Source organism: Skermanella sp. TT6 (assembly GCF_016653635.2).
Taxonomy (GTDB): Bacteria; Pseudomonadota; Alphaproteobacteria; order Azospirillales; family Azospirillaceae; genus Skermanella; species Skermanella cutis.
The window spans coordinates 354,107-379,851 of record NZ_CP067420.1 but is presented as its reverse complement, the minus strand read 5'-3'; the positions used below and the strand labels follow the sequence as shown (position 1 = coordinate 379,851).

Here is a 25,745-nt window from a genome sequence, read left to right as displayed (position 1 = left end):
GACTATCCGCCAAGAATCTTAAGTAGATAATAACTCAGGCCGGCGAGTCGTAGACGACGCGGGTCGAGCAGACCAGGTCGTGGAGCGCCGTCTTGTCCCTCGTCCATCCCGCCATCAGGTAGCCCAGGCCGAAGGGGATCGCCGACAGGATCAGCGCGAAGTACCGCCCGAGCGCCCGCGCCGGGGTCAGCCGGCCGCCGTCGCGGGTCATGACATGGATGCCGAGCACCCGCTTGCCCGGCGTGGCCTGGCGCTCGGAGGAATGGAAGCCGGTATAGTAGGCGATCGCCACGACCGTGCTCAGCACCTGACCGACGCCCTGGGCCGTCCCTTCCCCCACGCCGATCCACAGCATCGCGTAAACGACGACGATGCCGATGAAGGCCGATAGCAGCCCGAGGACGAACCCGTCGACCAGGGCCGCCGCGGCCCGGATCCAGAAGCCGGCGAACCGGAAACCGCCGGTCACATCCGCACGTCGGAGGTCTTGACCGCGACCAGGTTCAGCGCCGCGGCGATCAGGGCCCGGGTATAGTCCTGCCGGGGCGCCTCGAAGATCTGCCGGGTCGGACCCGACTCGACCACCTTGCCGTCCTTCATCACGATCACCTCGTTGGAGAGCGCCCTTACCACTTTCAGGTCGTGGCTGATGAACAGATAGGCCAGGTTGTGCTTCACCTGCAAGTCCCGCAGCAGGTCGACGATCTGAGCCTGGACGGACATGTCCAGGGCCGAGGTCGGCTCGTCCAGCACGACGAAGCGCGGCTTCAGCACCATGGCGCGGGCGATCGCGATCCGCTGGCGCTGACCGCCGGAAAACTCGTGCGGATAGCGGTTGCGGCTGGCCGGATCCAGCCCGACCTCCTCCAGCGACCGGGCGATCATCACCTCCCGCTCTGCCCTGCTGCCGATGCCGTGGATCTTCAGCCCCTCCTCGATGATCTGGGCGACCGACAGGCGGGGGCTCAGGCTGCCGTAGGGATCCTGGAAGACGACCTGCATCTCCCGGCGCAGCGGGCGCATCTGCTTGGCCTGCCAGCCCTGGATGTCCTTGCCGTCATAGCGGATGGCGCCCTGGCTGGCATGCAGGCGCAGCAGCGCCAGCCCCAGGGTCGTCTTGCCCGACCCCGATTCGCCGACCACGCCGACGGTATGCCCCTCGCGGACCGTGACGCTGATGCCGTCCACCGCCCGGACATAATCGACCGTCCGGCGCAACAGCCCCTTCTTGATCGGGAAATGGACCTTGATGTCGCGCGCGGTCATCACGTCGGCGGCGGCGTCGGGCGGCGGCGCCGGGTTGCCCTTCGGCTCCGCCGCCAGCAGCCGCTGGGTATAGGGATGGCGCGGGCCGGCGAACAGCTCCTTGTTGGAGGCCTTCTCGACGATCTCGCCCTGGTTCATGACGCAGACGGTGTCCGCCATCTTGCGCACGATGCCGAGATCGTGGGTGATCAGCAGCAGCGCCATGTTGAAACGGCGCTGGAGGTCCTTCAGCAGCTCCAGGATCTGGGCCTGGATCGTCACGTCCAGCGCGGTGGTCGGCTCGTCCGCGATCAGCAGGTCCGGCTCGTTGGCCAGCGCCATGGCGATCATGACGCGCTGGCGCTGGCCGCCGGACAGCTCGTGGGGATATGCCGCCAGCCGCTTCTCCGCTTCCGGAAGTCCGACTAGGCGCAGCAGTTCCAGCGTCCGTCGCCGGGCGGCCGAGCGGGTCAGCCCCTTGTGCAGGAACAGCGTCTCGTTGATCTGCTTCTCGATGCTGTGGAGCGGGTTCAGGGAGGTCATCGGCTCCTGGAAGATCATGGCGATGCGGTCGCCGCGCACCTCCCGGAGCGTCTTCTCCTCAGCCCCCACCAGCTCGGTCCCCTTGAAGCGGATGCTGCTGCCGGCCGGGTGCGCCGCCATGGGATAGGGCAGGAGCTGCAGGATCGACAGGGCGGTCACCGACTTGCCGGAGCCGGACTCGCCGACCAGCGCCAGGGTCTCGCCCGCCTTGATATCGAAGGAGACGCCCCGGACGGCACGGACCTCGCCGCCCGACAGCCGGAAATCGACCGCCAGGTCGCGGACGGAGAGCAGGTCGGTCATGCTGATGGTTTCCCTCTGTTCATTCCGCGCCGCTCATTCCGCCGCCGCCTTCTTCTCCGGCGCAGCCACGGCCGGCTTGGCCGTCAGGCCCTTGCGGGGCAGCGGGCCGACCGACTTCCGGGGATCGAAGGCGTCGCGCACCGCCTCGCCGATGAAGATCAGCAGGCTCAGCATGATGGCGAGCGTGAAGAAGGCGGTCAGGCCCAGCCAGGGCGCCTGCAGGTTGGCCTTGCCCTGGGCCAGCAACTCGCCCAGCGACGGCGAGCCCGGCGGCAGCCCGAAGCCCAGGAAGTCAAGCGCGGTCAGCGTGGTGATCGAGCCGTTCAGGATGAAGGGCATGAAGGTCAGGGTCGCGACCATGGCGTTGGGCAGCACATGCTTGACCATGATCAGCACGTCGCCGGCGCCCAGCGCGCGGGCCGCCCTGACATAGTCGAAATTGCGGGCGCGCAGGAATTCCGCCCGGACGACGCCGACCAGGCTCATCCAGTTGAACAGCAGCAGCAGGCCCAGCAGCCACCAGAAGTTCGGCTCGACCACGCTGGCCAGGATGATCAGCAGGTAGAGCGTGGGCAGCCCCGACCAGATCTCGATGAAACGCTGGAACAGCAGGTCGGTCGTGCCGCCGAAATAGCCCTGCACCGCGCCCGCGGCGATGCCGATGATCGAGGAGAAGATGGTCAGCGTCAGCCCGAACAGGATCGAGATGCGGAAGCCGTAGATCAGCCGCGCCACCACGTCGCGCCCCTGGTCGTCGGTGCCCAGCCAGTTCTCGGCGGACGGCGGCGCCGGCGCCGGGACGGTCAGGTCGTAATTGATGGTCCGGTAGGAGTAGCGGATCACCGGCCAGATCATCCAGCCTTTCTCGTCGATCAGGTCGCGCACGAACGGGTCGCGGTAATCGGCCTGGGTCTCGAACTCGCCGCCGAAGGTGGTCTCCGGATAGACCGTGAAGATCGGCATGTAGAAGGCGTTGTCGTAGCGGATCAGCAGCGGCTTGTCGTTGGCGATGAACTCGGCGAACAGGCTCAGCACGAAGAGGATCAGGAAGATCCACAGGGACCAGAATCCCCGCCGGTTTGCCTTGAAGTTGTGCAGGCGCCGCCGCGTGATCGGCGTGATGCGCATGCCCAGGAAACGGTCCGCCGGGGCGGCGGGAGGAACGGTTCGGGCATCGTCCATCACGTCCTCCTCGCTTCGAAATCGATGCGGGGATCGACCGCCACATAGGTCAGGTCGCCGATCAGGTTCATCAGCAGTCCCAGCAGCGTGAAGATGTAGAGCGTCGCGAACATCACGGGATAGTCCCGGTTGATCGCCGCCTCGAAGCCCAGCAGCCCCAGCCCGTCCAGCGAGAAGATCACCTCGATCAGCAGCGACCCGGTGAACAGGATGCCGATGAAGGCGCCGGGAAACCCGGCGATCACGATCAGCATGGCATTGCGGAAGATGTGGCCGTACAGCACCCGCCGCTCGTTCAGGCCCTTGGCGCGCGCGGTGATGACGTACTGCTTGTTGACCTCCTCCATGAAGCTGTTCTTGGTCAGCATGGTCAGGCCGGCGAAGCCGCCGATCACCAGCGCCAGCACCGGCAGGGTGATGTGCCAGAAATAATCCAGCACCTGCTGCCACCAGGGCATCAGGTCCCAGCCCTCGCTGGTCAGCCCGCGCAGCGGGAACCAGTCGAGGTAGCGGCCGCCTGCGAACAGGACGATCAGCAGCACGGCGAACAGGAAGCTGGGGATGGCGTAGCCGACGATGACCACGCCGCTGGTCCAGATGTCGAACTTCGACCCGTCGCGCACCGCCTTGCGGACCCCCAGCGGGATCGAGATCAGGTAGGTGATCAGCGTGGTCCACAGCCCCAGCGAGATCGACACCGGCAGCTTGTCGATCACCAGGTCGATCACCCGCTGGTCGCGGAAGTAACTGGTTCCGAAATCGAAGGTCAGGTAGCTGGTCATCATCTGGAAGAAGCGCTCGTGCAGCGGCTTGTCGAAGCCGAACTGCCGCTCCAGCTGCCTGATGAACTCGGGGTCCAGGCCCTGGGCGCCCCGGTAGCGACCGGCGGCCTGCTCGCCGCCCGACTGCTGTGCCTGGGGCGGCAGGTCGCCGCCGCCCGACGTGCCGCCGATCCGCGCCGTGGCATCGACGCCCGTCCCCTGGAGCTGGGCGAGCGTCTGCTCGATCGGGCCGCCGGGAGCCGCCTGCACGATCAGGAAGTTGATCACCATGATCCCGAGCAGGGTCGGGATGATCAGCAGCAGGCGGCGGACGATGTAAGCCAGCATCCTCGTCTCCTCAATCGCTGCTTTCCAACTTGCCGCTTCAGCCGGGCGAGCGGACGGATGCCTGCTTGCCGGTATCGATCCACCAAGTGGTGGGGAAGCCGATCGTGTATCTCGCCATCTTCTCCGGATAGCCGAACTTGTTCCAGTAAACCAGCCAGGACTCGTCGTTGTACCATTGGGGGATCTGGTACCAGCCCCAGGACAGAACCCGGTCCAGCGCCCGGTTGGTCGCGGCCAGCGTTTCCAGGTCCTTGGCGGCGATCAGCTCCTCGATCAGCGCATCCACGACCGGGTCCTTGATGCCGGCCAGGTTGGCCGAACCCCGGGTCGCGGCGGCGGCCGATCCGAAATAGCTGCGCTGCTCGGCGCCCGGCGGCGGGAAGAAGTTCAGCGCGACCGACAGCAGGTCATAGTCGAAGTCGTCGATCCGCACCTGGTACTGGGAGGTGTCCACCACGCGGATCGAGGCGTCGATGCCGGCGCGCCTGGCGTTCTGCACGAACGGCTCGGTCAGGCGGACCAGCGCCGGGCTGACCAGCAGGACCTCGATCCGCATCTGCTCGCCGGCCGGATTGACGAGCCGGTTGTTCTTCAGCTCCCAGCCGGCTTCCCTGAACAGCCGGAGCGCCTCCCGCAGGTTGGCGCGGATGTTGCCGGACCCATCCGTCGCCGGCGGCTCGTAGGCCCTGGTCAGCACCTCCGGCCGGACCCTGTCCCTGTACTTCTCCAGGATCGACAGCTCCTTGGGGTCGGGCGGGCCGTCGGCGCCGAACTCGGAGTTGGGGAACCAGCTCTTCACGCGCCGGTACTCGCCGAACAGCAGCGTCCGCTGGATCGCCTCGAAATCATAGAGATGGGTGATCGCCTCGCGCACCCGGACGTCCTGGAACTGCGGCCGCCGCAGGTTGAAGATATAGCCTTGGGTCCCGCGCGGGGTCTGGTCCGGCACCACCCGCCTGATCATGCTGCCGTTCCTGACGGCGGGCACGTCGTAGCTCTGGTTCCAGCGCTGTGCGCGGTTCTCCTGCCGGAAATCGATCCGGCCCGCCATGAAGGCTTCCGCCAGCACCGTGTCGTCGAGGTAGTAGTCGTACCGGATCTGGTCGATATTGTTCAGCCCGCGGTTCACCGGCAGGTCGGCCGCCCAATAATCTCGCACCCGCTCGTAAGTGATCGAGCGCCCCGCGTCGACCGACCGGATCCGGTAGGCGCCGCTGCCCAGGATCGGCTCCAGCGTGGTCTTGGTGATGTCGCGCCCCTGCGCCGTCCACCAGTGCCGCGGCAAAGGGGAGGCGGACGCCACCGTCAGGAGCGGCTTCATGCTGTCGCGGGTCTTGAAGGTGAACTTCAGGCGTCGCGGGTCCAGCACCTCGATGCCGCTGACATCCTCGTAGAAGCTCTGGAGGAAGGGCCGCCCGTGCTCCCTGATGGTGTCGAAGGCGAACTTGAAATCGTCGGCGGTGATCGGCTGGCCGTCCTGCCAGCGCGCCTCCGGCCGCAGGTTGAAGACGATCCAGCTCTTGTCCTCGGGATACTCCGCTGACTCGGCGATCAGGCCGTAGGCGGAGGACAGTTCGTCTCCCGATCCCGTCATCAGGCTGTCGGAGATCAGCCCGATGCCGGAAGGCCAGCTTCCGCGCAGGATATAGGTGTTGAGACTGTCGAAGCTGCCGAAGGCTCCCAGCACGACCGAGCCGCCCTTGGGCGCGTCGGGGTTGGCATAGGGCCAGTGCTGCATGTCCGGGCCGTAGAGCGGCTCGCCGAACTCGGCCATGGCCCAGGTCCGGGTGATCTTCCCTCCGGCATCCTGGGCCAGGGCGGGGGCGGTCCCGCCCAGCAGCAGGCTTCCCAGGCAAACGGCGGCGGCAAGCAGTCTCTTCATCCGGCCCTCATCTCTCCCGCGGCCTGGCCGCATCGTTGCGTGACAATCGTTCCCGGCGTGACGCTCGTTCCGGCGTTCCCGTCCTTCTGCCTTTTGCAGCCGAATCGGGCTTAATCAAGGCGAAACGCCTCAACGGGCGGCCTCCTTGGACCACCAGGTCGACGGGAAGCCCACCTCGTACCTGGGCTTGCGCTCCGGCCAGCCGAACTTGGTCCAATAGGCGATCCAGGTCTGGTCATTATACCATTGCGGGATCATGGCGTGCTGCCACAGCAGTACCCGGTCGAGCGCCCGCGATGTCGCCTGAAGCGTCTCCAGGTCTTTCGCCGCGACGACCTCCTCGATCAGCGCATCGACCACGGGGTCCTTGATGCCGGCATAGTTGGCCGACCCCTTCACGTCGGCCGCGGCCGACCCAAAATAGCTGCGCTGCTCGGTACCCGGCGGCGGGAAGAAGTTGAAGAAGACCATGACGGCGTCGAAGTCGAAATCGTCCGTCCGGGCCTGGTGCTGGGCGCTGTCGACGATCCGGATCGAAGCGTCGATGCCGACCCGCTGGAGCGCCGTGACATAGGGCTGCATCACCCGGACCATGGACTGGCTGTCGTCCAGGAATTCGATCCGAAGCTGCCGCCCGGTCTTGGCATCGACCAGCTTGTTGTCGCGGGTCTGGAAGCCCGCCTCGCGGAACAGCGCCATGGCCTTGCGGACATTGTCGCGGTTGTTGCCCGATCCGTCGGTGACCGGCGGATCGTAGGCGGTGGTGAAGACCTCTTCCGGGACGCGCCCACGATATTTCTCCAGGATGGCGAGCTCCGCCGGAGTCGGCGGGCCGCCGGCGCCGAAGTCGCTGTTGGGGAAGTTGCTCTTCACCCGGCGGTACTGGCCGTACAGGATGTTCTTCTGGAGCCACTCGAAGTCGTAGAGGTACGAGAGCGCCAGGCGCACCCTCGGGTCGGCGAACTGGGGCCGGCGCATGTTGAACCGGATGCCCTGCGCGCCGAACGGCCGCTCGTTGGCGATCGCCCGCTTCTCGATCCTGCCGTCCTTCACCTGGGGAATATCGTAGCCCGAGGTCCAGCGCTGGGCCCGGTTCTCCTGCCGGAAATCGTAGGCGCCGCCCTTGAACGCCTCGAACATCACGTCGTCGTCGCGGTAGAAGTCGCTGCGGATGGTATCGAAATTGTTCTGGCCGACATTGGGCGGCAGGTCGCGGCCCCAATAGTCGGGCACCCGCTCGTAGGTGATCGACCGGCCGGGATCGACCGCCTTGACCCGGTACGGGCCGCTGGTCAGCGGCGGCTCCAGGGTCGTTTTCGAAATATCGCGGCCCTCCGCCGTCCACCAGTGCTCGGGCACCGGCGCCAGGATGCCGGCGGCGCGGATCAGCGGCTTCATCTCGCCGCTTCCCTTGAAGCTCACCTTCAGGCGATGCTCGTCCAGCGCCTCGACCGCCGCGATATCCTCCAGGAAGCTCTTGAGGAAGGGCCGGCCATGCTGCTCGATGGCCTTCCAGCCGAAAACGAAGTCGGCGGCCGTCACCGGATGGCCGTCGTGGAACCGGGCTTCCGGGCGCAGGGTGAACACCACCCAGCTCTTATCCGCCGGATATTCCGCGCTCTCGGCGAGCAGGCCGTAGACCACGTCCAGCTCGTCCCCGGATCCGGTGAACAGGGTCTCCGAGACGATGTCGAGGCTGCGCGGGACCTGCCCGCGCAGGATGATCGGATTGAGGCTGTCGAAGCTTCCCGGCTCGGCCATGACGACGGCACCGCCCTTCGGGGCGGCCGGATCGACATAGTCGAAACGGGCGAAGCCAGCACCGTGTTTCGGCGTGCTGAACTCCGCCAGCGCATGCGTCCGGGTCACGGCATCCTCGGCATGGCCGGCGGAAGCCAGGACGAACAGCAGCATGGGAACGGCGAAGAGGAGTCTCATCGTTATTCCCCCGTATGGCTTTCCGGAGCGACCGATCGGCGCCCGCACCCTGGCCGGACTCGTTGCGCGACTGCCGGCAAGGCGTCCGCAAGATCAACCAAGGGAAGTTTACAAGGCCCGGTTTTCTTCTTTAAGTCGTCATGCCTGGACTTGATCCGGGCATCTCCGGCCACGGAGCCCCGATGAAACCCGCGACAAGATGGCCGGATCAAGTCCGGCCATGACGGAAAGGGAGTATTTCTGCCTACGGTCAATACTTTTCCTGATGGGGCAATCACCGTGCCGGACAGTCGTGGATCAAGTCCGGTCATGACAATATGGAGCATGATCGCCACCGCGAAACCCTTTCGAACCCACCCGGCGGCACGGGACCGGATGCCCGCTCATTCGTCCTCGTCTTCGTCGGCGTCCTCTTCGCCGTAGCGGTCGTCCATCATCTCCAGGATCGCCTCGTAGTCGGGCGTCTCGTCCACGAACTTCTGGAACCGCTTCATGTTGGCGCCCTTCTCCAGCCAGGATTGCGCCGCTTCCGTATGTTCGGGGTGGCACGACAGCAGGTAGAAGGCGGCCTGCTCCGGACGCTCGATCTTGGTCTCGCCCAGCCGCTCCAGGACGGCGCCGACATAGAAGGGCAGAACGTCGGCGAATTCCTCGACCACGACGGCATCGTCATCCCCGTCGTCGGCCGGAACCACATCGTCGCCGTGCCAGCCGTTCACCTTTCCGTCGGACGCGGCCTGCTCCACATATTCGTCGTCCTCGTCGTCATCGAACTCGACGCCGTCGAACTCATCGTCGTCATCGAGGTCGTCTTCGTCCAGGGCGGCCGTATCCAGCCCGTCGGCCCCGTCGTCGTCATACTCGTCGTCCGCATCCTCGTCGCCTTCGAACGCCAGCTCCAGGGCGTCGATGATCTCGAGGAACTGGGTGCTGCGCTGTTCCCAGGAAGGGGTGGCCTGAAGTTCGGCGATCATCCGGTCGAGCATCTCGCGGATGTCCGTGTCGGCGTTCTCGTAAGCTGACTGGGCTGGTTTCGGGATCAGCATGGCAGACATTCCCTGGTCTCAAGCGCAAGGGTGAGGGAGCGGCGCGGCGCGTCGGTGGCCGCGCGGACTCGACTCTTATCAGATGGCGATGGGCGATGGGCAGGAGAAAGCGAAAAGAATGCCGGGATATCAACCGAACGGCATAACGCCAAGCCGCCGCAACGCTTCCGTATGGCCGGCTATATCGCCGGCGGCCAGCACGCGGCCGTCGGAACCGGGGCCGAGCGGCGCTCCCGTCCAGTCCGTCATGATCCCGCCGGCCCCCTGGACCACGGGGACGAGGGCCGCGAAGTCGTACAGCTTCAGCCCGGCCTCGATCACCAGGTCGACGAATCCGGCGGCCAGCAGCCCGTAGGCGTAGCAGTCGCCGCCGTACATGGTCAGCTTGACCTCGTCCGCGACGCGACGGAAGGCCGTGAAATCATGCTGGCCGAACAGGTCGGGCGACGTCGTGTTCAGGGTGGCCCGCCCCAGCGTCGGGCAGGCCCGAACCCGCGCGGCCTTGCCGTTCAGCGTGGTCGGGCGCCCCTCGACTCCGATCCAGCGGTCGCCGACGATCGGCTGGTCGATCACGCCCAGCACGGGGACGCCCCGGTGGAGCAGGGCCACCAGGGTGCCGAAGGTCGGGCGTCCCGTGATGAAGGACTTCGTGCCGTCGATCGGGTCGATCACCCACAGCCACTCGGCGTCGGGGTTGGTCGTCCCGTGCTCCTCCCCCACGATCCCGTCGTCCGGCCGCTCCGCGGCCAGGATCGAGCGGATCGCCGCCTCGGCCTCGCGGTCGGCGACGGTGACCGGCGAACTGTCCGGCTTGTCGTCCACCGCGAAGGGCGTCCGGAAATACCTGCGGATCACGGTGCCGGCGGCATCGGCGAGGCGGCACGCCAGATCCACCGTCTCGCCCGACGGGGTGACCGGTTGATCGGTGTTGTTCGAATCCGTCATGTCTCTGGTCATCCGGTCGGACGGGAGGGGGGTCGGTAGGGTTACTCGGGCAGCGGCACCGGCTCGTCGGCCTGGGTGCGCAGCCAGGCGATCAGGTTCGCCCGGTCCTCGGCCCGCCTGATGCCGGCGAAGTTCATCTTGGTGCCCGGAGCATAGTCCTTCGGGTTCAGCAGGAAATGGTTGAGCGCCTCGTAGTCCCAGTTGCCGGGCATGTCCGCGATGGCCGAGCTGTAGGCGAAGCCTTCGATGTGGCCGTGCGGACCGCCGACGACGCCCCACAGGTTCGGGCCGACCCTGTTGGCGCCGCCCTTCTCGAAGGTGTGGCACGAGGCGCAGGCCCGCGAGGCGCGCTCGCCGGCGGCCGGGTCGGCGGCCGCGAGCAGCGGGGCGATCGGCTCCGGCTCGGCCGGGCCTTCCTCGGCGGGGGCCGACGTGGTGACCGCGCTGGTGTCCACGACGTAGGCGTTCTGCTCCAGATGCTCCGGCGCGACCAGTACTTCCGCGATGAATCCGGACATCATCGCGATCAGGCCGCCCAGAAGGACGGCGCCGGAAATTTTGTTGAATTCCATGCTCGACATGCCGCGAGTCCCCAATTCCCTTGTAATCACCGCACGATAGCGGCCGGGCCGGCTGCTGTCACGCGCAGCGGCTTGTTGTTTCCTTGTCCGCAACATAGGGTCCCGGGGCGCGGGGGTCAGCCGCTTTGAAGCTTGACCCTCGGGACGAAATGTCGCACGCACAGCTATAACCCAAATGTCGCAGATGGCCACCATGCCAACCGATCCTGCTCAGAACAATCCCGCCCGAAGCGATGGCGGAACCGAAAATCCCGGATCCCGGGGCGAGGCTCCGGTCAACCCGGTCGTCATCGTGCCCGCGCGACTCGCCTCCACGCGGCTGCCGGGCAAGCCGCTGGCCGACATCCACGGCGAGCCAATGATCGTCCATGTCTGGCGCCGCGCCGCCGAAGCCGCCATCGGCCCGGTCCTGGTGGCCTGCGCGGAGGCCGAGATCGCCGACGCCGTCACGAAGGCCGGCGGACAGGCCGTGCTGACCCGGCCGGACCATCCCTCCGGCTCCGACCGGATCTTCGAGGCGCTCCGGTCCTTCGATCCGGAAGGCAGGTTCGACTCGGTGGTCAACGTCCAGGGCGACCTGCCGACGATATCGCCCGAGACGATCCGCGCCGCCTACGCGCTGCTGGACGAGCCCGAGGTCGACATCGGCACGCTGGCGGTGGAGATCGAGGACGCGACGGAGCGCGGCAATCCCAACGTGGTCAAGGCGGTGGTCGAGCGGGCGCCAGGAGCCCGGCGCGGCCGGGCGCTCTATTTCACCCGCGCCACCGCCCCCACCGGGGAGGCGCCGCTGCTGCACCATATCGGCCTCTACGCCTACCGGCGCGCGGCGCTGGCCCGGTTCGTGTCGCTGCCGCCGTCGCACCTGGAACAGCAGGAGCGGCTGGAGCAGTTGCGCGCCTTGGCCGCAGGCATGAGGATCGACGTGGCCGTCGTTGACGCGGTTCCGCTCGGCGTCGATACTCCGGCCGACCTCGCCCGGGCCCGGGTGCTCCTCAAGCGCTGATCCCGGTCCCCTCCCCCGTTCCCGTTTTTCTCCGGTCCCATGTCCAGATCCAGCCTGATCGCCTTCCAGGGTTCGCCCGGCGCCTACTCCGACCTGTCCTGCCGCAACGTCTTTCCCGACCGCAAGACGCTGCCCTGCGCCACGTTCGAGGACGTCTTCGCCGCCGTGCATGGGGGAGAGGCGGAGCTGGGCATGATCCCGGTCGAGAACTCGGTCGCCGGCCGGGTCGCCGACAATCATTACCTGCTTCCCCAGGGCGGGCTGCACATCATCGGCGAGCATTTCCAGCGGGTGAACCATCACCTGCTGGCGCCGCCCGGCGCCACGCTCGACACCATCAAGGTCGTGCGCAGCCACATCCAGGCCCTGTCCCAGTGCCGCAAGGTGACGCGGGCGCTGGGCCTGCGCGAGATCACCCATGCCGACACCGCGGGCGCCGCGGCCGAGATCGCCCAGCGCGGCGACGTCACGGAAGCCGCCATCGCGTCGGAGCTGGCCGGGGAGATCTACGGGCTGAAGTCCCTGCAGCAGGGGATCGAGGACGCCCAGCACAACACCACGCGCTTCCTGATCATGGCGCGGGAGCCGGTCCACCCGGCGCCCAATTCAGGCCCGGTGGTGACCACCTTCGTATTCCGGGTCCGCAGCGTGCCGGCGGCGCTCTACAAGGCGATGGGCGGGTTCGCGACCAACGGCGTCAACATGACCAAGCTGGAAAGCTACATGGTCGAGGGCCGTTTCACCGCCGCCCAGTTCTACGCGGACGTCGAGGGCCATCCGGAGGAGCGCCCCCTGCGCCTTGCCCTGGAGGAGCTGGAGTTCTTCGCCCGCGAGGTGAAGATCCTGGGCGTCTACCCCGCCCATCCCTTCCGCCGCGAGCAGAGCCAGGCCCACGGCGACGATTGAGGAACCCCGGCGGCCTCAGCCGTGCAGCCAGTCCTCGATCAGCCGGCGCGAGATCGAGTCGGTCCGCGGCAGGCGGTGGGTCCCGCCCTCGCCCCAGGTGGTCAGGATCTCCTCGCGGCTGAACCAGCCGGCATCCTCCAGCTCGTCCTGCTCGATGCTGATGTCCCGGCTCACCGCCTCGGCATGGAAGCCCAGCATCAGCGACGAGGGGAACGGCCAGGGCTGGGACGAGTGGTAGGTCACCTCGCCCACCCGGATGCCGGTCTCCTCCAGCACCTCGCGGGCGACCGCCTCCTCCAGGCTCTCGCCCGGCTCGACGAACCCGGCCAGGGTCGAATACATCCCCGGCGGAAAACGCGACTGGCGGCCCAGCAGGCAACGGTCGCCGTCATGGACCAGCATGATCACCGCGGGATCGGTCCGGGGGAAGTGCGGCGTGGCGCAGTCGGGATTGGTGCAGCGCCGGACATGGCCGCCTTCCGCGCTGACCGTGGGATGGCCGCAGACGCCGCAGAAGCGGTGGCGAGCATGCCACCAGGTCAGGCCGCGGGCATAGGCCAGGATATTGCCCTCCTCCGGCGCCATGAGCGGGCCGAAGCTGCGCAGGTCGGCGAAGCTGCCCCGTGCGGAAAGTCCGGGATGGACCGCCGGGTCCTCGACATGGGACAGGTCGGCGGCGAAATAGGCCGTGCCGTCGCGCAGGCCCAGCAGCACGTATTCCGTTCCCTCGGGAAGATCCGCCACCGAGAGCAGCCCCGCCCGAGGCAGGTCGGCTCCTCCGGCCACGAAGTTCTGGGCGCGCCAGATCGGCACGATCCTGGTCTCGGCCGCCGCGAACACGGCGTCGATCCAGCTCTGGTCCTTGCGCTGCGCCGATACCCTGTCGAGAACGCCGCCGGCGTAGAAGTTTGGCTTGTTTGGCATGGCGATATAGGTGGCACACCGGACCGGTTTCGGGAAGGGAGTTCATCCCGGATCGCCGCCCCGCGCGCGGGGCGGCGCGTTTCCCCTTGCTCCGCGCGCCGCCGCGCGCCATATAGGCGTCGGGAGGTTGGCGGCGGACGAGTCCCTCGCCAACCCGGTCAGGTCCGGAAGGAAGCAGCCGTAACGAGTTTCGGCTCGGGTCGTTCGTCCAGCCTCCCACCCCAGGTTTTTCCCCAGCATCATCCGACACTCCGCGCCGGTTCGTCTTTCCGCTTCGACAAGCCGACGTCGGGGATTAGACTGGCCGCAACGCCGTTGCCCGACGCCAGAGTATCGTGTTGACCGATCAGACCCTCCCTCCCCTGACCTCCGCGCCTGCCGACGGCGCGTCCGAAGCCGGCGGCAAGGCCTATCGGGTGCTGGCGCGCAAGTACCGTCCGCGCGACTTCTCCGAACTGGTGGGCCAGGAGGCGCTGGTCCGGACGCTGACCAACGCGATCCGCTCGGGCCGGCTGGCCCATGCCTTCATGCTGACCGGCGTCCGCGGGGTGGGCAAGACCACGACCGCCCGGATCATCGCCCGCGCGCTGAACTGCACCGGCCCGGACGGGACCGGCGGGCCGACCATCACGCCCTGCGGCGTCTGCGACAATTGCCGCAGCATCACCGCCGACCGGCACGTGGACGTGATGGAGATGGACGCCGCCAGCCGGACCGGCGTGGACGATATCCGCGAGATCATCGACGGCGTGCGCTACGGTCCGGTGTCGGCGCGCTACAAGGTCTACATCATCGACGAAGTCCACATGCTCACCAAGAACGCCTTCAACGCCCTGTTGAAGACGCTGGAGGAGCCGCCCGAGCATGTGAAGTTCATCTTCGCCACGACCGAGATCCGCAAGGTTCCGGTCACAGTGCTGTCGCGCTGCCAGCGATTCGACCTGCGCCGGATCGACAGCCAGACTCTGGTGAAGCATTTCAACCGCGTCGCCGAGGCGGAAGGCGTGACGGTCGAGCCGGACGCCATGGCGCTGATCGCCCGGGCCGCCGACGGCTCGGCGCGCGACGGGCTGAGCCTGCTCGACCAGGCCATAGCGCTCGGCGGGGAGCGGCTGACGGCGGTCCAGGTGCGCGACATGCTGGGCTTGGCCGACCGCGCCCGCGTGGTCGACCTGTTCGAGTCGGCCATGACCGGGCAGCCGCGGGACGCCCTGGACATCCTGTCCGACCTGCACCGCAGCGGCGCCGACCCGGTGGTGGTGCTCCAGGACCTGCTGGATTTCACCCATTTCCTGACCCGCTTCAAGGTGGTGCCGGAGACGGCGACGGACCCCGGCACGCCGGAGACGGAACGGGTCCGCGGCGGCGAGCTGTCGGGCAGACTGGGCATGCCCGCGCTGACCCGGGCCTGGCAGATCCTGCTGAAGGGCCTGGGCGAGGTGCAGAGCGCGCCGGTGCCCTTCGACGCGGCCGAGATGGTGCTCGTGCGCCTCGCCTATTCCGCCGACCTGCCCAACCCGGCCGACCTGATCCGCCAGCTCCAGGGCGGCGCGGCCTCGGGTGGGCCGGCCGGCGGCAGCGGCGGAGGCGGAGGCGGCGCCCGGGCGAACGGTCCGGCCCTGGCGGTGGCCCATTCCGCCCCGCCCCGGATCCAGGCCGGCTCCGCCCAGCCGGCCGTGGAGACAGCCGTCACGGCGCAAGCCGCCCCCGAGCAGGCCCCTTCGGAACAGGCCCCATCGGAACAGGCCGCGGAAGCGGAGCCGCTGCCCGAGCCGAAGACCTTCCGGGAGGTGGTCGAGCTGTTCGGCGAGATGCGCGAAGGCTCGCTGTACGGCCAGCTCTACAGCAGCGTCCACTGCGTCCGGTGCGAGCCGGGCCGGCTGGAGATCCGCCCGAAGGACCGCGCCGTGGCGGAGCTTTCCGGCCGGGTCGGCAAGCTGCTGACGGAATGGACCGGCCGGCGCTGGATGGTCACGATCTCCGGCGCGCCCGGCGAGCCGACGCTGAGCGAGCAGGACCGCAACGCCAAGACCCAGGCGCGGGAGGAGGCGGCCCGGCATCCGGTGGTGCGCGCGGTGCTCGACATCTTCCCCGGCGCCGAGATATCCGAAGTGCGCGATCTGACGGAACCGGAACCCACCTCCGACGGAGCGCTTGCGGAAGACGCCCTCGAGACCGATTTCTACGAGGAAGCCCCGTCCGACCTGGACGACATAGGAGAGTTTTAAGCCATGAAGAATCTCGGCCAAATGATGAAGCAGGCCCAAGAAATGCAGACCCGCATGCAGCAGATGCAGGAGGCGCTGGCCGAGGTCGAAGTCACCGGCCAGTCCGGCGCCGGGATGGTCAACGTCACGCTCAACGGCAAGGGCGAGATGAAGAAGCTGAAGCTGGACAAGTCCGTGGTCGATCCCGACGACGTCGAGGTGATCGAGGACCTGATCGTCGCCGCCTTCAACGACGCCAAGCTGAAGGTCGAGCAGCACGTCGCCGAGGAGACCCAGAAGCTGATGGGCGGCATGAAGCTTCCCCCGGGCATGAAGCTGCCGTTCTGAGCGGAAGGGCGGCCTTTCCGGTTGCGCGGCCTTCCTTCCCGTCATGACCGGGCGTTCGGACGACGGCACCCATTTCCGTCATGACCGGGCTTGACCCGGTCATCTCCGGGCGGTCGGACGATGCTGTTCCCGGCGGGAGATAGCCGGGTCAAGCCCGGCTATGACGAAAAGCGAAGCCGCTGCGACAAGCGAAGCCGCCGCGACAAACTACACGCCGGCGGCGAAAGCATCTCTCCAGCCGGCAAAGCCAGGGAGCGAATTTGAGCAGTTCCGAGATCGACCGCCTTATCCAGCTCCTGGCCAAGCTGCCCGGGCTGGGGCCGCGATCCGCGCGGCGGGCGGCGCTGCACCTGATCAAGCGGCGCGAAAGCCTTCTGAGCCCATTGGCCGACGCCATGCACGAGGCGGCCGACGCCATCAAGACCTGCTCCGTGTGCGGCAACCTGGACACGCGCGATCCCTGCTCCGTCTGCGCCGATCCGAGGCGGGACGGCGCCCTGGTCTGCGTGGTGGAGGAGGTCGGCGACCTGTGGGCGCTGGAGCGCACCGGCTCCTTCAAGGGCCTCTACCATGTGCTGGGCGGCACCCTGTCGGCGCTGGAAGGCATCGGCCCCGACGACCTCAACGTCTCCGGCCTGATCAACCGCGCCCGCCGGCCCGAGGTGACCGAAGTGATCCTGGCCATGAATGCCACCGTCGAGGGCCAGACCACCGCCCATTACATCACCGACCGGCTGGCCGACTGCGACGTGACGGTCTCGCGGCTGGCCCACGGCGTGCCCGTGGGCGGCGAGCTGGACTATCTGGACGACGGCACCCTGACCGCGGCGCTCCGGTCCAGGCGTCCGTTCTGACGGCCTTCGGCCGAACCGTTCTTCCCCCGTTCTCTTTCCCCGCCCGATCCGGTAGCATCCCGTCATCTGGTGGAAGGAGAACTGATGCCGTTCGCGCTCGACGTGCTGTCGCTGATCCTGGGCTTCGTCTTCGGAGCCGGCATCGTCCTGCTGTTGCGCAGCGGCGGCATCGGCCAGGCGGAAGCCGGCCGGCTGGCGGCGGAGGCGGATTTCGCGCTGCGCCAGAACGACGACCTGCGGGCCGACCTGGCGGAGCGGGACCGGGCGCTCTCCGCGCTTCGCGGTGAACTCGGGCGCGCCCAGACCGGCCACGCGCAGCTCCAGACCCGGCTGGAGCAGGAACGGCTGGCCTCGGCCGAAAAGATCGCCCTGCTGGAGCGGGCCGAATCGAAACTGTCCGACGCCTTCAAGGCCCTGTCGGCGGAAGCGTTGCGCAGCAACAACCAGAGCTTCCTCGATCTCGCCCGCACGACCCTGGAGCGTTTCCAGGAGAGCGCCCGCGGCGACCTGGAGCAGCGTCAGGCGGCGATCTCCGACCTGGTCGCCCCGGTGCGCCACTCGCTGGAGAAGATGGACGGCCAGATCCAGACCCTGGAGAAGGAGCGGATCGGCGCCTACGAGGGGCTGAAGCAGCAGGTGCTCTCCCTGCTGGACAGCCAGCGCGAACTGCGCGGGGAGACGGCCAACCTCGTCCGGGCGCTGCGCTCCCCCGTCGCGCGCGGCCGCTGGGGCGAGATCCAGCTGAAGCGCGTGGTCGAGATGGCCGGCATGGTCGACCATTGCGACTTCTTCGAGCAGCAGACGGTGACCGGCGACCAGGGCAACAAGCTGCGACCCGACATGGTGGTCAAGCTGCCGGGCAACAAGACCATCGTGGTGGATGCCAAGGCCCCGGTGGAAGCCTATCTCGACGCGACCGGCTCGGCCGAGGACGCCGGCCGGCGCGACGCCCTGGTCCGGCATGCCCGCCACGTGCGGGAGCACATGAAGCAGCTGGGCGGCAAGGCCTACTGGGACCAGTTCGCCGCCTCGCCCGAATTCGTCGTGCTGTTCCTGCCCGGCGAGAACTTCTTCAGCGCCGCGCTGGAGCACGACCCCGGCCTGATCGAGGCCGGCATCGACAACGGCGTGATCCTGGCGACGCCGACCACGCTGATAGCGCTGCTGCGGGCCGTCGCCTATGGCTGGCGGCAGGAGCACCTGGCCCGCAACGCGCGAGAGATCAGCGACCTGGGCGCAGAGCTCTACAAGCGGCTGGGCGACCTGGGCGGCCACATGGACCGGCTGGGCAGCCAGCTCGGCAAGGCGGTGGACTGCTACAACGGCGCGGTCGGCACCCTGGAGACCCGCGTGCTGGTCAGCGCCCGGCGGTTCCGCGACCTCCACGTGGCGCCGAACAACGCGGAACTGCCGGAACTCCAGCCGCTCGACCAGGCGCCGCGAAGCCTCCAGGCCCAGGAATGGCGGCTGCCCGCCCCGCTGCCCTGAACTGGCCAGCTTGCGGCTTGACGCACGGCCCCGGAAATCATATTTGCAACAGTCATCCCGCAATAGACCGAATTCGCTACAGGGCTCCATGGCCATCCGCCCCATCATCATCGCGCCCGATCCCGTCCTCAAGACCAAGGCGAAGCCGGTCGAATCCGTCGACGGCTCCATCGCCACCCTGATGGACGACATGCTGGAGACCATGTACAAGGCGCCGGGCATCGGCCTGGCGGCACCCCAGATCGGCATCCTGAAGCGGGTGATCGTCGTGGACGTGGCGGAGAAGGAGGAGAAGCCCCAGCCCTTCGCCATGGCGAACCCGGAGATCCTGTGGCAGTCCGACGAGAAGTCGGTCCATAACGAGGGCTGCCTCTCCCTGCCCGACCATTACGCCGACGTGACGCGGCCGAAGCAGGTGCGCCTGCGCTACCTGGACCGCGACGGCGAGGTGCGGGAGCTGGACGCCGACAACCTGCTGGCGACCTGCATCCAGCACGAGATCGACCACCTGAACGGCGTGCTGTTCATCGATCACCTGTCGCTCCTGAAGCGCAACATGATCCTGCGCAAGCTCCAGAAACAGAAGCGGTCGCAGGAAACGGTCTGATTTTGGCCGATACCTCCGAAACGCCGTCCGGCCAGTCGCAGCACGGCCGCATCTACGGCGCCGCGCGCTACTACGACATCGCCTTCGCCTATCGCGACTTCGCGCAGGAGTGCGATTTCCTGGCCGCCGTCGCGGCCCGGCACTTGGGCCGCGCCCCGGAAAGCGTGCTCGAACTGGCGGCGGGGCCGGCGAACCACGCGATCGAACTGGCGGGCCGCGGCCTGTGGGCGGCGGCGCTCGACCGCGAGCCGGCCATGGTCCGTTACGGCACCGAAAAGGCCGCGGCGGCCGGGGTCGAGATCGCTTACCAGGAGGGCGACATGACCGGCTTCGCGCTGGACCGGCCGGTCGACATGGCGCTGCTCCTGCTGGGCTCGGCCGCGTGCCTGCTGACCAACAGCGCCGTCATCTCTTGCCTGCAACGGGTCTCCGAGGCACTGGCTCCCGGCGGCGTGCTGATCGTCGAGCTGCCCCACCCGCGCGAGCTGTTCAACATCGACGACGCGACCGAGGACGGCTGGGAGGTCACCCGCGATGGCACGCGGGTTCGGGTCCGCTGGGGATCGCCGGGCGACAGCCTCGACCCGGTCAGCCAGGTCGCCCAGGTGACCACGACGCTGACCATCTGGGAGGGCGGGCGCAAGCAGGTGATCCGCGACAAGGCTTTCCAGCGCCGTTTCACGGTGCAGGAACTGGACGCGCTGGCGCGGGCGAGCGGATGCCTGGAGGCGGTCGCCTGGTTCGGCGGGCTCGACCTGGACGTCGCGATCGACGATCCGGAGGAAGCCTGGCGCATGGTCGCCGTGTTCCAGAAGCCGCACCTTCGCTGACCCGAGTTGGAGGACCCGGACATGACCCCTCTTCGCCTCGCCTTCATGGGCACGCCCGAGTTCGCGGCGGTCGGCCTCCGCGCCCTGATCGACGCCGGCCACGAGATCGCCTGCGTCTACAGCCAGCCGCCCCGGCCCGCCGGTCGCGGCCACCAGACTCAGCGCTCGCCCGTCCACGTGCTGGCGGAGGAGCGCGGCATCCCGGTCCGGACGCCCAAGTCGCTGCGCACTGCCGAGGCCCAGGCCGACTTCGACGCCCTCGGCCTGGACTGCGCCGTGGTCGCCGCCTACGGGCTGATCCTGCCGCAGCCGATCCTGGACGCGCCGCGCCTCGGCTGCCTGAACATCCACGCATCCCTGCTGCCGCGCTGGCGCGGAGCCGCCCCGATCCACCGCGCCCTGCTGGCGGGAGATGCCGAGACCGGCGTCACCATCATGCGGATGGATGCCGGCCTGGACACCGGGCCGATGCTGCTGAAGGGCAATGTTCCGATCACGGAACGGACGACCGCCGTCGAGTTGCACGACGCGCTGGCCGTCCTGGGCGCCGACCTGATCGTGAAGGCCCTGGACGGCGTGGCCGCCGGGAGCCTGACGCCGGTCCCGCAGCCGGAGGAAGGCGTCACCTATGCCGCCAAGCTGACCCGCGAGGACGGCAGGCTGGACTGGAACCGTTCCGCCGCCGAGACGGAGCGTCAGGTGCGGGCGCTCAATCCCTGGCCCGGCGTCTGGTTCGACCTGGGCAAGGAGCGGATCAAGGTGCTGGGCGCCGAAGCGGCCGGCAATCCGTCCGGCGCCGCTCCCGGCACCCTGCTGGACGGTCGCCTAACCGTGGCCTGCGTGGAAGGTGCCATCCGCCTGACCCGCGTGCAGCGGCCCGGCAAGGCGGCGGTGGACGGCGACGCCTTCCTGCGCGGTTTCCAGCTGCCGGTCGGGACCGCGCTGACGGCACCATGAGCCGCTGGAAGATCACCGTCGAGTATGACGGCCGCGGATTCGTCGGCTGGCAGCGCCAGGACAACGGTCCGTCGATCCAGCAATGTCTGGAGGAAGCCGTCGAGAAGCTGTCGGGCGAGACCGTACGCGTCCATGGCGCCGGCCGTACGGACGCGGGCGTACACGCGCTGGGGCAGACCGCCCATTTCGACCTGGGGAAGGTCCTGACCCAGCGCGCCATCCGCGACGGGCTGAACTTCCACCTGCGGCCGGCTCCCATCGCGGTGCTCGACGCCGAACCGGTCCCGGACGATTTCCACGCCCGAATGTCCGCCGTCGAGCGTGGCTATGTCTACCGCATCGTCAACCGCCGCGCCCCGCTGGCCCTGGACGACGGCCGCGCCTGGCAGATCGGCCGCCCCCTGGACGCCGAGGCCATGGACGCGGCCGCCAGGATCCTGATCGGCCGCCACGACTTCACGACCTTCCGCGCCAGCCTGTGCCAGGCGAAATCGCCGGTGAAGACCCTCGACGTGCTGACCGTGACCCGCTCCGGCCCCGAGATCCGCATCACCGCCCGCGCCCGCTCCTTCCTGCACCACCAGATCCGCAACATCACCGGTACCCTTGTCCTGGTCGGCGAAGGCCGCTGGCCGGTCGAGCGCGTCCGCACCGCCCTTGAGGCACGCGACCGCTCGAAAGGCGGTCCCACGGCGCCGCCGGACGGGCTCTATTTCACGGACGTGGTGTACGGAACAGCAGATAACAATCAGGGACGTTAGAGCCTCATCGGCTCTGGCAGGCAATCAATCCAAAGATAGCCATCATCCTGGCGGCAATGACCGCAATGCCAAAGAACGACATGATAAGGAGAAATTCTTACTTCGCCTGCTCGTGGGAACACAGTTCTAAATAATTGATACATTACATATACTCCGCCGGAGCGACGAATATGCATATCTCCATAATCAAAACCCCAGATATGAATATCCCCAGAGAAGGATGGCCTTATTCTTAAAGACTCAACGATTTGGTCTATAGTCGCCTTCTCACTGGCGCTCAAATCGGCTCCTGTGAAATGACAGGAGCTCTCTATGGTCGCTTGCGGACCACCGAGGGACCCTCGCCATTCCATATCTCTACTTACAGTCGGCGAAAGGCCTATAGGGCAACCATCCATTTACGTCGGCCTCCTGCTTCACCTTTTGAAGCACGACCAGGAGTGCCGCCCTGTTACGTTCCGACAACACAACTCTAACGCCCGGCTCCATACCATCCAAACCTTTGGGCGCGGCGTGCTGCTCCTCTTGACGTTCTGACGACGATGCATTCTCCGTCTTGCAGTGCCCCATCGCCTTTCCCCGCGTCCCTGTGGATGATCAAGATGCCCTGATCATAAGGGGTATGCGGTCGCTGGATCAACGCCCATTCGACCGCATGCGACATCTTGAGAGGAATACTCAAAGCGTGTCGTTCCTCACCCCCGCCACTCCTCCCGCAGGATCGCGTAGAGCACGTGGTCGCGCCAGGCGCCGTCGATGCGCAGGTAACCCCTTGCATAGCCCTCGTACTGGAAGCCCACCTTCTCCAGCAGGCCGCGGCTCGGCGCGTTGGTCGGCAGGCACGCCGCTTCGATCCGATGAAGTCCCAGCTGGCCGAAGGCGAAGTCCAGGGTCAGGCGGGTCGCCTCGCTCATGTAGCCGCGCCGGGCATAGGTCTCGCCGACCCAGTAGCCCAGCGTGCCCGTCTGGGCCACGCCGCGCCTTATGTTGCTCAGGCCGATCCCGCCGACCACCCGGTCGGTCCGGCGCTCCACGGCCAGGAAGCTGTAGGCCTCGTCGTCGCGCCACTCGATGAGCTGGCGGCGCAGCCGGCGCAGATAGGCGGTGCGGGCCAGCGCATCCGCCGGCCAGGTCGGTTCCCACGGCGTCAGGAAGGCGCGGCTGCGGTCGCGCAGGTCGGACCATTCCTGCCAGTCGCGCGCCAGCGGCGGCCGGATCGAGACCCTTTGGCCGTCGAGCCGTATCGCGGGCGGACTGATCAGGCCATTCCTCAGCAATCCGATCACGGCCCTGCGCCATCCCCCGGATGAATCTTCCATGGCGTGAACACGGCGTCAGGACAGGCGCGCGGCGATCCGCCCATAATCCTCAAGCCCGTCCAGGGGTCCCAGCGCGGTCACGGTCGGCGCCTTGGCGCGCAGCCGGAGGGCGACGCGGCGTACGGCGGCGGCATCGACCGCGTCGATCTTCTCCACCATCTCGGTGACCGGCACGGGACGGTCGAAGATCACCATCTGCTGGCCCAGCTGCTCGCAGCGCGACATGGTGCTTTCCAGCGCCATCAGCATGCCGGCCTTCAGCTGCGCGCGGGCGCGGCGGACTTCCTCGTCGGTGACGTCCAGGGCCACCTTGCACAGCTCGTCGCACATCACCGGCACCAGTTCGCCGACCTTTTCCGGCCCGGTCCCGGCATAGACGCCGAACAGGCCGCCGTCCTCGTAGGCGCCGGAGAAGGTATGGACGCTGTAGGCCAGCCCCCGCTTCTCGCGCACTTCCTGGAACAGCCGGGACGACATGCCGCCGCCCAGCAGGGTCGACAGCACGGAATGGGCGTAATAGTCCGGATCGTGGACGCCGACGCCCTCGAAGCCCAACACGATGTGCAGCTGCTCCAGGTCGCGGTCCTCGCGGAAATCGCCGCCGGCATAGCGCGCCGGGTCGAGCGCCGCCGGATCCACCGGAGCCGGCAGGTCGCGGAAGACCTCCGCCGCCTTCGCGACCAGCCAGCCGTGGTCGATCCGGCCGGACGCCGCCAGCACCATGGTCCGGCCGGAATAATTGCCGCCGATATAGTCCACCAGCGCGTCGCGCGGCAGCGCGCCGATGATCTCCGGCTGTCCCAGCACCGGGCGGCCGAGCGCCTGGTCGGGGAAGGCGCAGGCCTGGAAATGGTCGAAGATGATGTCGTCGGGCGTGTCCTCGGCCTGCCCGATCTCCTGCAGGACCACGTCGCGCTCGCGGACCAGCTCGTCCTCGTCCAGCAGGCTGTGCTGGAGCATGTCGCCGATCACGTCGAGGGCGAGGGCCGCGTCCTCCTTCAGCACCTTGGCGTAATAGGCCGTGTGCTCGCGGGTGGTGTAGGCGTTCATGTGGCCGCCCACCGCCTCGATCTGCTCGGAGATGTCGAAGGCGGTCCGGCTCGGCGTGCCCTTGAACACCATGTGCTCGACCAGATGGGCGACGCCGTTGACCTCGGCCCGCTCGTTGCGGGTGCCGACGCCGACCCAGACGCCGAGCGACGTCGTCTCCACATGGGGCATGCTGTCGGTGGCGACCCGGAGGCCGTTGGGAAGAGTCGTTACCTTGATGGTACTCATGCGCTCCTCTGCCCTGCGGCGGTGCGGCGGGCTCGGGATCGGACGAAGGCCTGGACGGCCCTGAGGTCGTTGGGCAGCACGGTGACGCGCTCCTCGCGTTCATAGAGATCGGCCAGACGGGGCGGCAGCGGCGGACGCACGCCGGTCGCCCGCTCGACCGCATCGGGGAATTTGGCGGGGTGGGCGCAGGCGAGCGCCACCAGGGGAACGGCGGGATCGATATGGGGCTGCTCGGCGCGCGCGGCGGCCAGGCCGACGGCGGTGTGCGGGTCGATCAGCAGGCCGCCGGCCAGCCGGCGGGTCTCCGCCATGGTCGCGCGGGTCAGCTCCTCGTCCACCTTGTGGCCGTTGAACACCAGGCGGGCGCGCTCCAGCTGGGCCGGTGTCACGGCGAAGGATCCGCCCGACCGGAACCGTCCCATGCACTGGTTCAGCGCCGGGCCGTCGCGGTCGTAGAGATCGAACAGCAGCCGCTCGAAATTGCTGGAGATCTGGATGTCCATGCTCGGGCTGATGGTCGGCATGACGGCCTGTGTCTGCATCGTGCCCGTGGCGAAGAAACGCGCCAGGATGTCGTTGGAGTTGGTCCCGACCACCAGCCGCTGGATCGGCAGCCCCATGGCCCGCGCGCCGTAGGCCGCGTAGACATTGCCGAAATTGCCGGTCGGCACGGCGAAGGAGACCTGCCGGTCCGGCGCCCCCAGCTCGATCGCCGCCGCGAAGTAATAGACGATCTGGGCCATGATGCGGGCCCAGTTGATCGAGTTGACCGCCGACAGGTTCTGCTCGTCCCGGAAGGACGTGTCGTTGAACATCGCCTTGACCAGGTCCTGGCAATCGTCGAACGAGCCTTCCAGCGCTATGTTGTGGACATTGTCCGACAGCACCGTCGTCATCTGGCGGCGCTGCACCTCCGACGTGCGGCCCTTGGGGTGCAGGATGAAGATGTCGACCGCCTCGCGGTCGCGGCAGGCCTCGATCGCCGCCGACCCCGTGTCGCCCGAGGTGGCGCCCACGATCGTCACATGCTCGGCCTTCTTGGCCAGCACATGGTCGAACAGGCGGCCGAGCAGCTGGAGCGCCACGTCCTTGAAGGCCAGGGTCGGGCCGTGGAACAGCTCCATCACCCAGGTGCTCTGGTCGAGCTGGACCAGCGGAGTCACGGCGGCATGGTCGAAGCCGGCATAGGCGTCGCGCACCAGCCCGGCGAACTCCGCCTCGGTCACCCGGCCGCCCAGGAAGGGCGCCATGACCCGGACCGCGAGTTCGGCATAGGGAAGCCCGCGCATCGCGCGGATCTCGTCGGGCGTGAAGGTCGGCCAAGTCTCAGGCACGTACAGACCGCCGTCGCGCGCAAGCCCGGCGAGCAGAACTTCGTCGAAGGCGAGTGTCGGGGCCGCGCCCCGCGTGCTGATGTAGCGCAAGCTGAATAGTCTCCACGTGCGTGCCCGGTCCGCCGGCCATCGTACACTAGCCAGTGAGCCAG

The 25,745-nt window shown here is 67.8% G+C and carries 23 protein-coding genes and 1 other RNA gene; 11 read left to right on the top strand and 13 right to left on the bottom strand.

Translation table 11 applies throughout. From position 1 onward, the window contains the following. Nucleotides 1–34 precede the first annotated feature (34 nt). The 9 genes from IGS68_RS01790 to IGS68_RS01750 form a co-directional block, all read right to left on the bottom strand. The gene (locus tag IGS68_RS01790; RefSeq protein WP_201076859.1) at nucleotides 35–469 is read right to left on the bottom strand and encodes an RDD family protein; all 435 of its coding nucleotides are present in this window, start codon (nucleotides 467–469) and stop codon (nucleotides 35–37) included. Then, nucleotides 466–2,091 carry an ABC transporter ATP-binding protein gene (locus IGS68_RS01785; RefSeq protein WP_201076858.1) on the bottom strand — a complete coding sequence of 542 codons (1,626 nt, stop codon included), beginning with the start codon at nucleotides 2,089–2,091 and terminating at the stop codon, nucleotides 466–468. The genes IGS68_RS01790 and IGS68_RS01785 overlap by 4 nt, the downstream gene beginning before the upstream one ends. 33 nt (nucleotides 2,092–2,124) lie before the next feature. Further along, entirely contained in the window at nucleotides 2,125–3,273 is a 1,149-nt protein-coding gene (locus IGS68_RS01780) for an ABC transporter permease (protein ID WP_247881127.1), read from the bottom strand. Further along, the gene (locus tag IGS68_RS01775) at nucleotides 3,273–4,382 is read right to left on the bottom strand and encodes a microcin C ABC transporter permease YejB (protein WP_201076857.1); all 1,110 of its coding nucleotides are present in this window, start codon (nucleotides 4,380–4,382) and stop codon (nucleotides 3,273–3,275) included. Before IGS68_RS01775 ends, IGS68_RS01780 begins: the two co-directional genes overlap by 1 nt. A gap of 37 nt (nucleotides 4,383–4,419) precedes the next feature. Next, nucleotides 4,420–6,264, bottom strand: a complete 1,845-nt coding sequence (locus IGS68_RS01770; protein WP_201076856.1) for an extracellular solute-binding protein — start codon at nucleotides 6,262–6,264, stop codon at nucleotides 4,420–4,422. Nucleotides 6,265–6,393: 129 nt separating this feature from the next. Further along, nucleotides 6,394–8,202 carry an extracellular solute-binding protein gene (locus IGS68_RS01765; RefSeq protein ID WP_201076855.1) on the bottom strand — a complete coding sequence of 603 codons (1,809 nt, stop codon included), beginning with the start codon at nucleotides 8,200–8,202 and terminating at the stop codon, nucleotides 6,394–6,396. 383 nt (nucleotides 8,203–8,585) lie between these two features. Next, the gene (locus IGS68_RS01760) at nucleotides 8,586–9,248 is read right to left on the bottom strand and encodes a hypothetical protein (protein ID WP_201076854.1); all 663 of its coding nucleotides are present in this window, start codon (nucleotides 9,246–9,248) and stop codon (nucleotides 8,586–8,588) included. A gap of 129 nt (nucleotides 9,249–9,377) precedes the next feature. Next, nucleotides 9,378–10,193: a histidinol-phosphatase gene (hisN, locus tag IGS68_RS01755; protein WP_201076853.1), complete on the bottom strand. Its 816-nt coding sequence runs from the start codon at nucleotides 10,191–10,193 to the stop codon at nucleotides 9,378–9,380. A gap of 41 nt (nucleotides 10,194–10,234) precedes the next feature. Next, nucleotides 10,235–10,774, bottom strand: a complete 540-nt coding sequence (locus tag IGS68_RS01750; protein WP_201076851.1) for a c-type cytochrome — start codon at nucleotides 10,772–10,774, stop codon at nucleotides 10,235–10,237. A gap of 193 nt (nucleotides 10,775–10,967) precedes the next feature. Between IGS68_RS01750 and IGS68_RS01745 the strand changes: the two genes are divergently transcribed. Both IGS68_RS01745 and IGS68_RS01740 read left to right on the top strand, forming a co-directional pair. Continuing rightward, a complete protein-coding gene (locus IGS68_RS01745; protein WP_201076849.1) occupies nucleotides 10,968–11,780 on the top strand; it encodes a 3-deoxy-manno-octulosonate cytidylyltransferase in 813 nt (270 codons plus the stop codon). Nucleotides 11,781–11,819: 39 nt separating this feature from the next. Beyond that, nucleotides 11,820–12,686 (top strand): prephenate dehydratase, encoded by an 867-nt coding sequence (locus tag IGS68_RS01740; protein WP_201076847.1) that lies wholly within the window; start codon nucleotides 11,820–11,822, stop codon nucleotides 12,684–12,686. A gap of 15 nt (nucleotides 12,687–12,701) precedes the next feature. Here the strand turns inward: IGS68_RS01740 and nudC are convergent, their stop codons facing one another. Then, nucleotides 12,702–13,610 carry an NAD(+) diphosphatase gene (nudC, locus tag IGS68_RS01735; protein WP_201076846.1) on the bottom strand — a complete coding sequence of 303 codons (909 nt, stop codon included), beginning with the start codon at nucleotides 13,608–13,610 and terminating at the stop codon, nucleotides 12,702–12,704. 122 nt (nucleotides 13,611–13,732) lie between these two features. Here nudC and ffs point away from each other — a divergent pair. The 9 genes from ffs to truA all read left to right on the top strand — a co-directional run bounded on the left by ffs (nucleotide 13,733) and on the right by truA (nucleotide 21,662). Further along, nucleotides 13,733–13,830: signal recognition particle sRNA small type (ffs, locus tag IGS68_RS01730), an RNA gene on the top strand. Between the two features lie 118 nt (nucleotides 13,831–13,948). Beyond that, a complete protein-coding gene (locus IGS68_RS01725; protein WP_201076845.1) occupies nucleotides 13,949–15,838 on the top strand; it encodes a DNA polymerase III subunit gamma/tau in 1,890 nt (629 codons plus the stop codon). A 3-nt stretch (nucleotides 15,839–15,841) separates the two neighbouring features. Further along, nucleotides 15,842–16,165, top strand: coding sequence for a YbaB/EbfC family nucleoid-associated protein (locus IGS68_RS01720; RefSeq protein WP_201076844.1), 324 nt, complete (start codon nucleotides 15,842–15,844; stop codon nucleotides 16,163–16,165). 260 nt (nucleotides 16,166–16,425) lie between these two features. After that, on the top strand, nucleotides 16,426–17,019 hold the full coding sequence (gene recR / locus IGS68_RS01715; protein WP_201076843.1) for a recombination mediator RecR: 594 nt from the start codon (nucleotides 16,426–16,428) through the stop codon (nucleotides 17,017–17,019). 84 nt (nucleotides 17,020–17,103) lie between these two features. Continuing rightward, nucleotides 17,104–18,507, top strand: coding sequence for a DNA recombination protein RmuC (locus IGS68_RS01710; RefSeq protein WP_201076842.1), 1,404 nt, complete (start codon nucleotides 17,104–17,106; stop codon nucleotides 18,505–18,507). An 88-nt stretch (nucleotides 18,508–18,595) separates the two neighbouring features. Further along, nucleotides 18,596–19,114 carry a peptide deformylase gene (def, locus tag IGS68_RS01705; protein ID WP_201076841.1) on the top strand — a complete coding sequence of 173 codons (519 nt, stop codon included), beginning with the start codon at nucleotides 18,596–18,598 and terminating at the stop codon, nucleotides 19,112–19,114. 2 nt (nucleotides 19,115–19,116) lie between these two features. Further along, complete coding sequence (locus IGS68_RS01700; protein ID WP_201076840.1) at nucleotides 19,117–19,944, top strand: class I SAM-dependent methyltransferase; 828 nt, start codon at nucleotides 19,117–19,119, stop codon at nucleotides 19,942–19,944. A 21-nt stretch (nucleotides 19,945–19,965) separates the two neighbouring features. After that, nucleotides 19,966–20,901, top strand: coding sequence for a methionyl-tRNA formyltransferase (fmt, locus tag IGS68_RS01695; RefSeq protein ID WP_201076838.1), 936 nt, complete (start codon nucleotides 19,966–19,968; stop codon nucleotides 20,899–20,901). Then, nucleotides 20,898–21,662, top strand: coding sequence for a tRNA pseudouridine(38-40) synthase TruA (truA, locus tag IGS68_RS01690; protein ID WP_201076837.1), 765 nt, complete (start codon nucleotides 20,898–20,900; stop codon nucleotides 21,660–21,662). Before fmt ends, truA begins: the two co-directional genes overlap by 4 nt. 695 nt (nucleotides 21,663–22,357) lie before the next feature. On the opposite strand, the gene IGS68_RS01685 is transcribed toward truA, so the two are convergent. From IGS68_RS01685 to thrC, 3 genes are read right to left on the bottom strand one after another with little or no spacing between them, the layout of a single operon-like run. Then, a complete protein-coding gene (locus IGS68_RS01685; RefSeq protein WP_201080992.1) occupies nucleotides 22,358–22,948 on the bottom strand; it encodes a GNAT family N-acetyltransferase in 591 nt (196 codons plus the stop codon). Nucleotides 22,949–22,996: 48 nt separating this feature from the next. Continuing rightward, nucleotides 22,997–24,259 carry a M16 family metallopeptidase gene (locus IGS68_RS01680; protein ID WP_201076836.1) on the bottom strand — a complete coding sequence of 421 codons (1,263 nt, stop codon included), beginning with the start codon at nucleotides 24,257–24,259 and terminating at the stop codon, nucleotides 22,997–22,999. After that, complete coding sequence (thrC, locus tag IGS68_RS01675; protein ID WP_201076835.1) at nucleotides 24,256–25,683, bottom strand: threonine synthase; 1,428 nt, start codon at nucleotides 25,681–25,683, stop codon at nucleotides 24,256–24,258. The genes IGS68_RS01680 and thrC overlap by 4 nt, the downstream gene beginning before the upstream one ends. Nucleotides 25,684–25,745 lie beyond the last annotated feature (62 nt).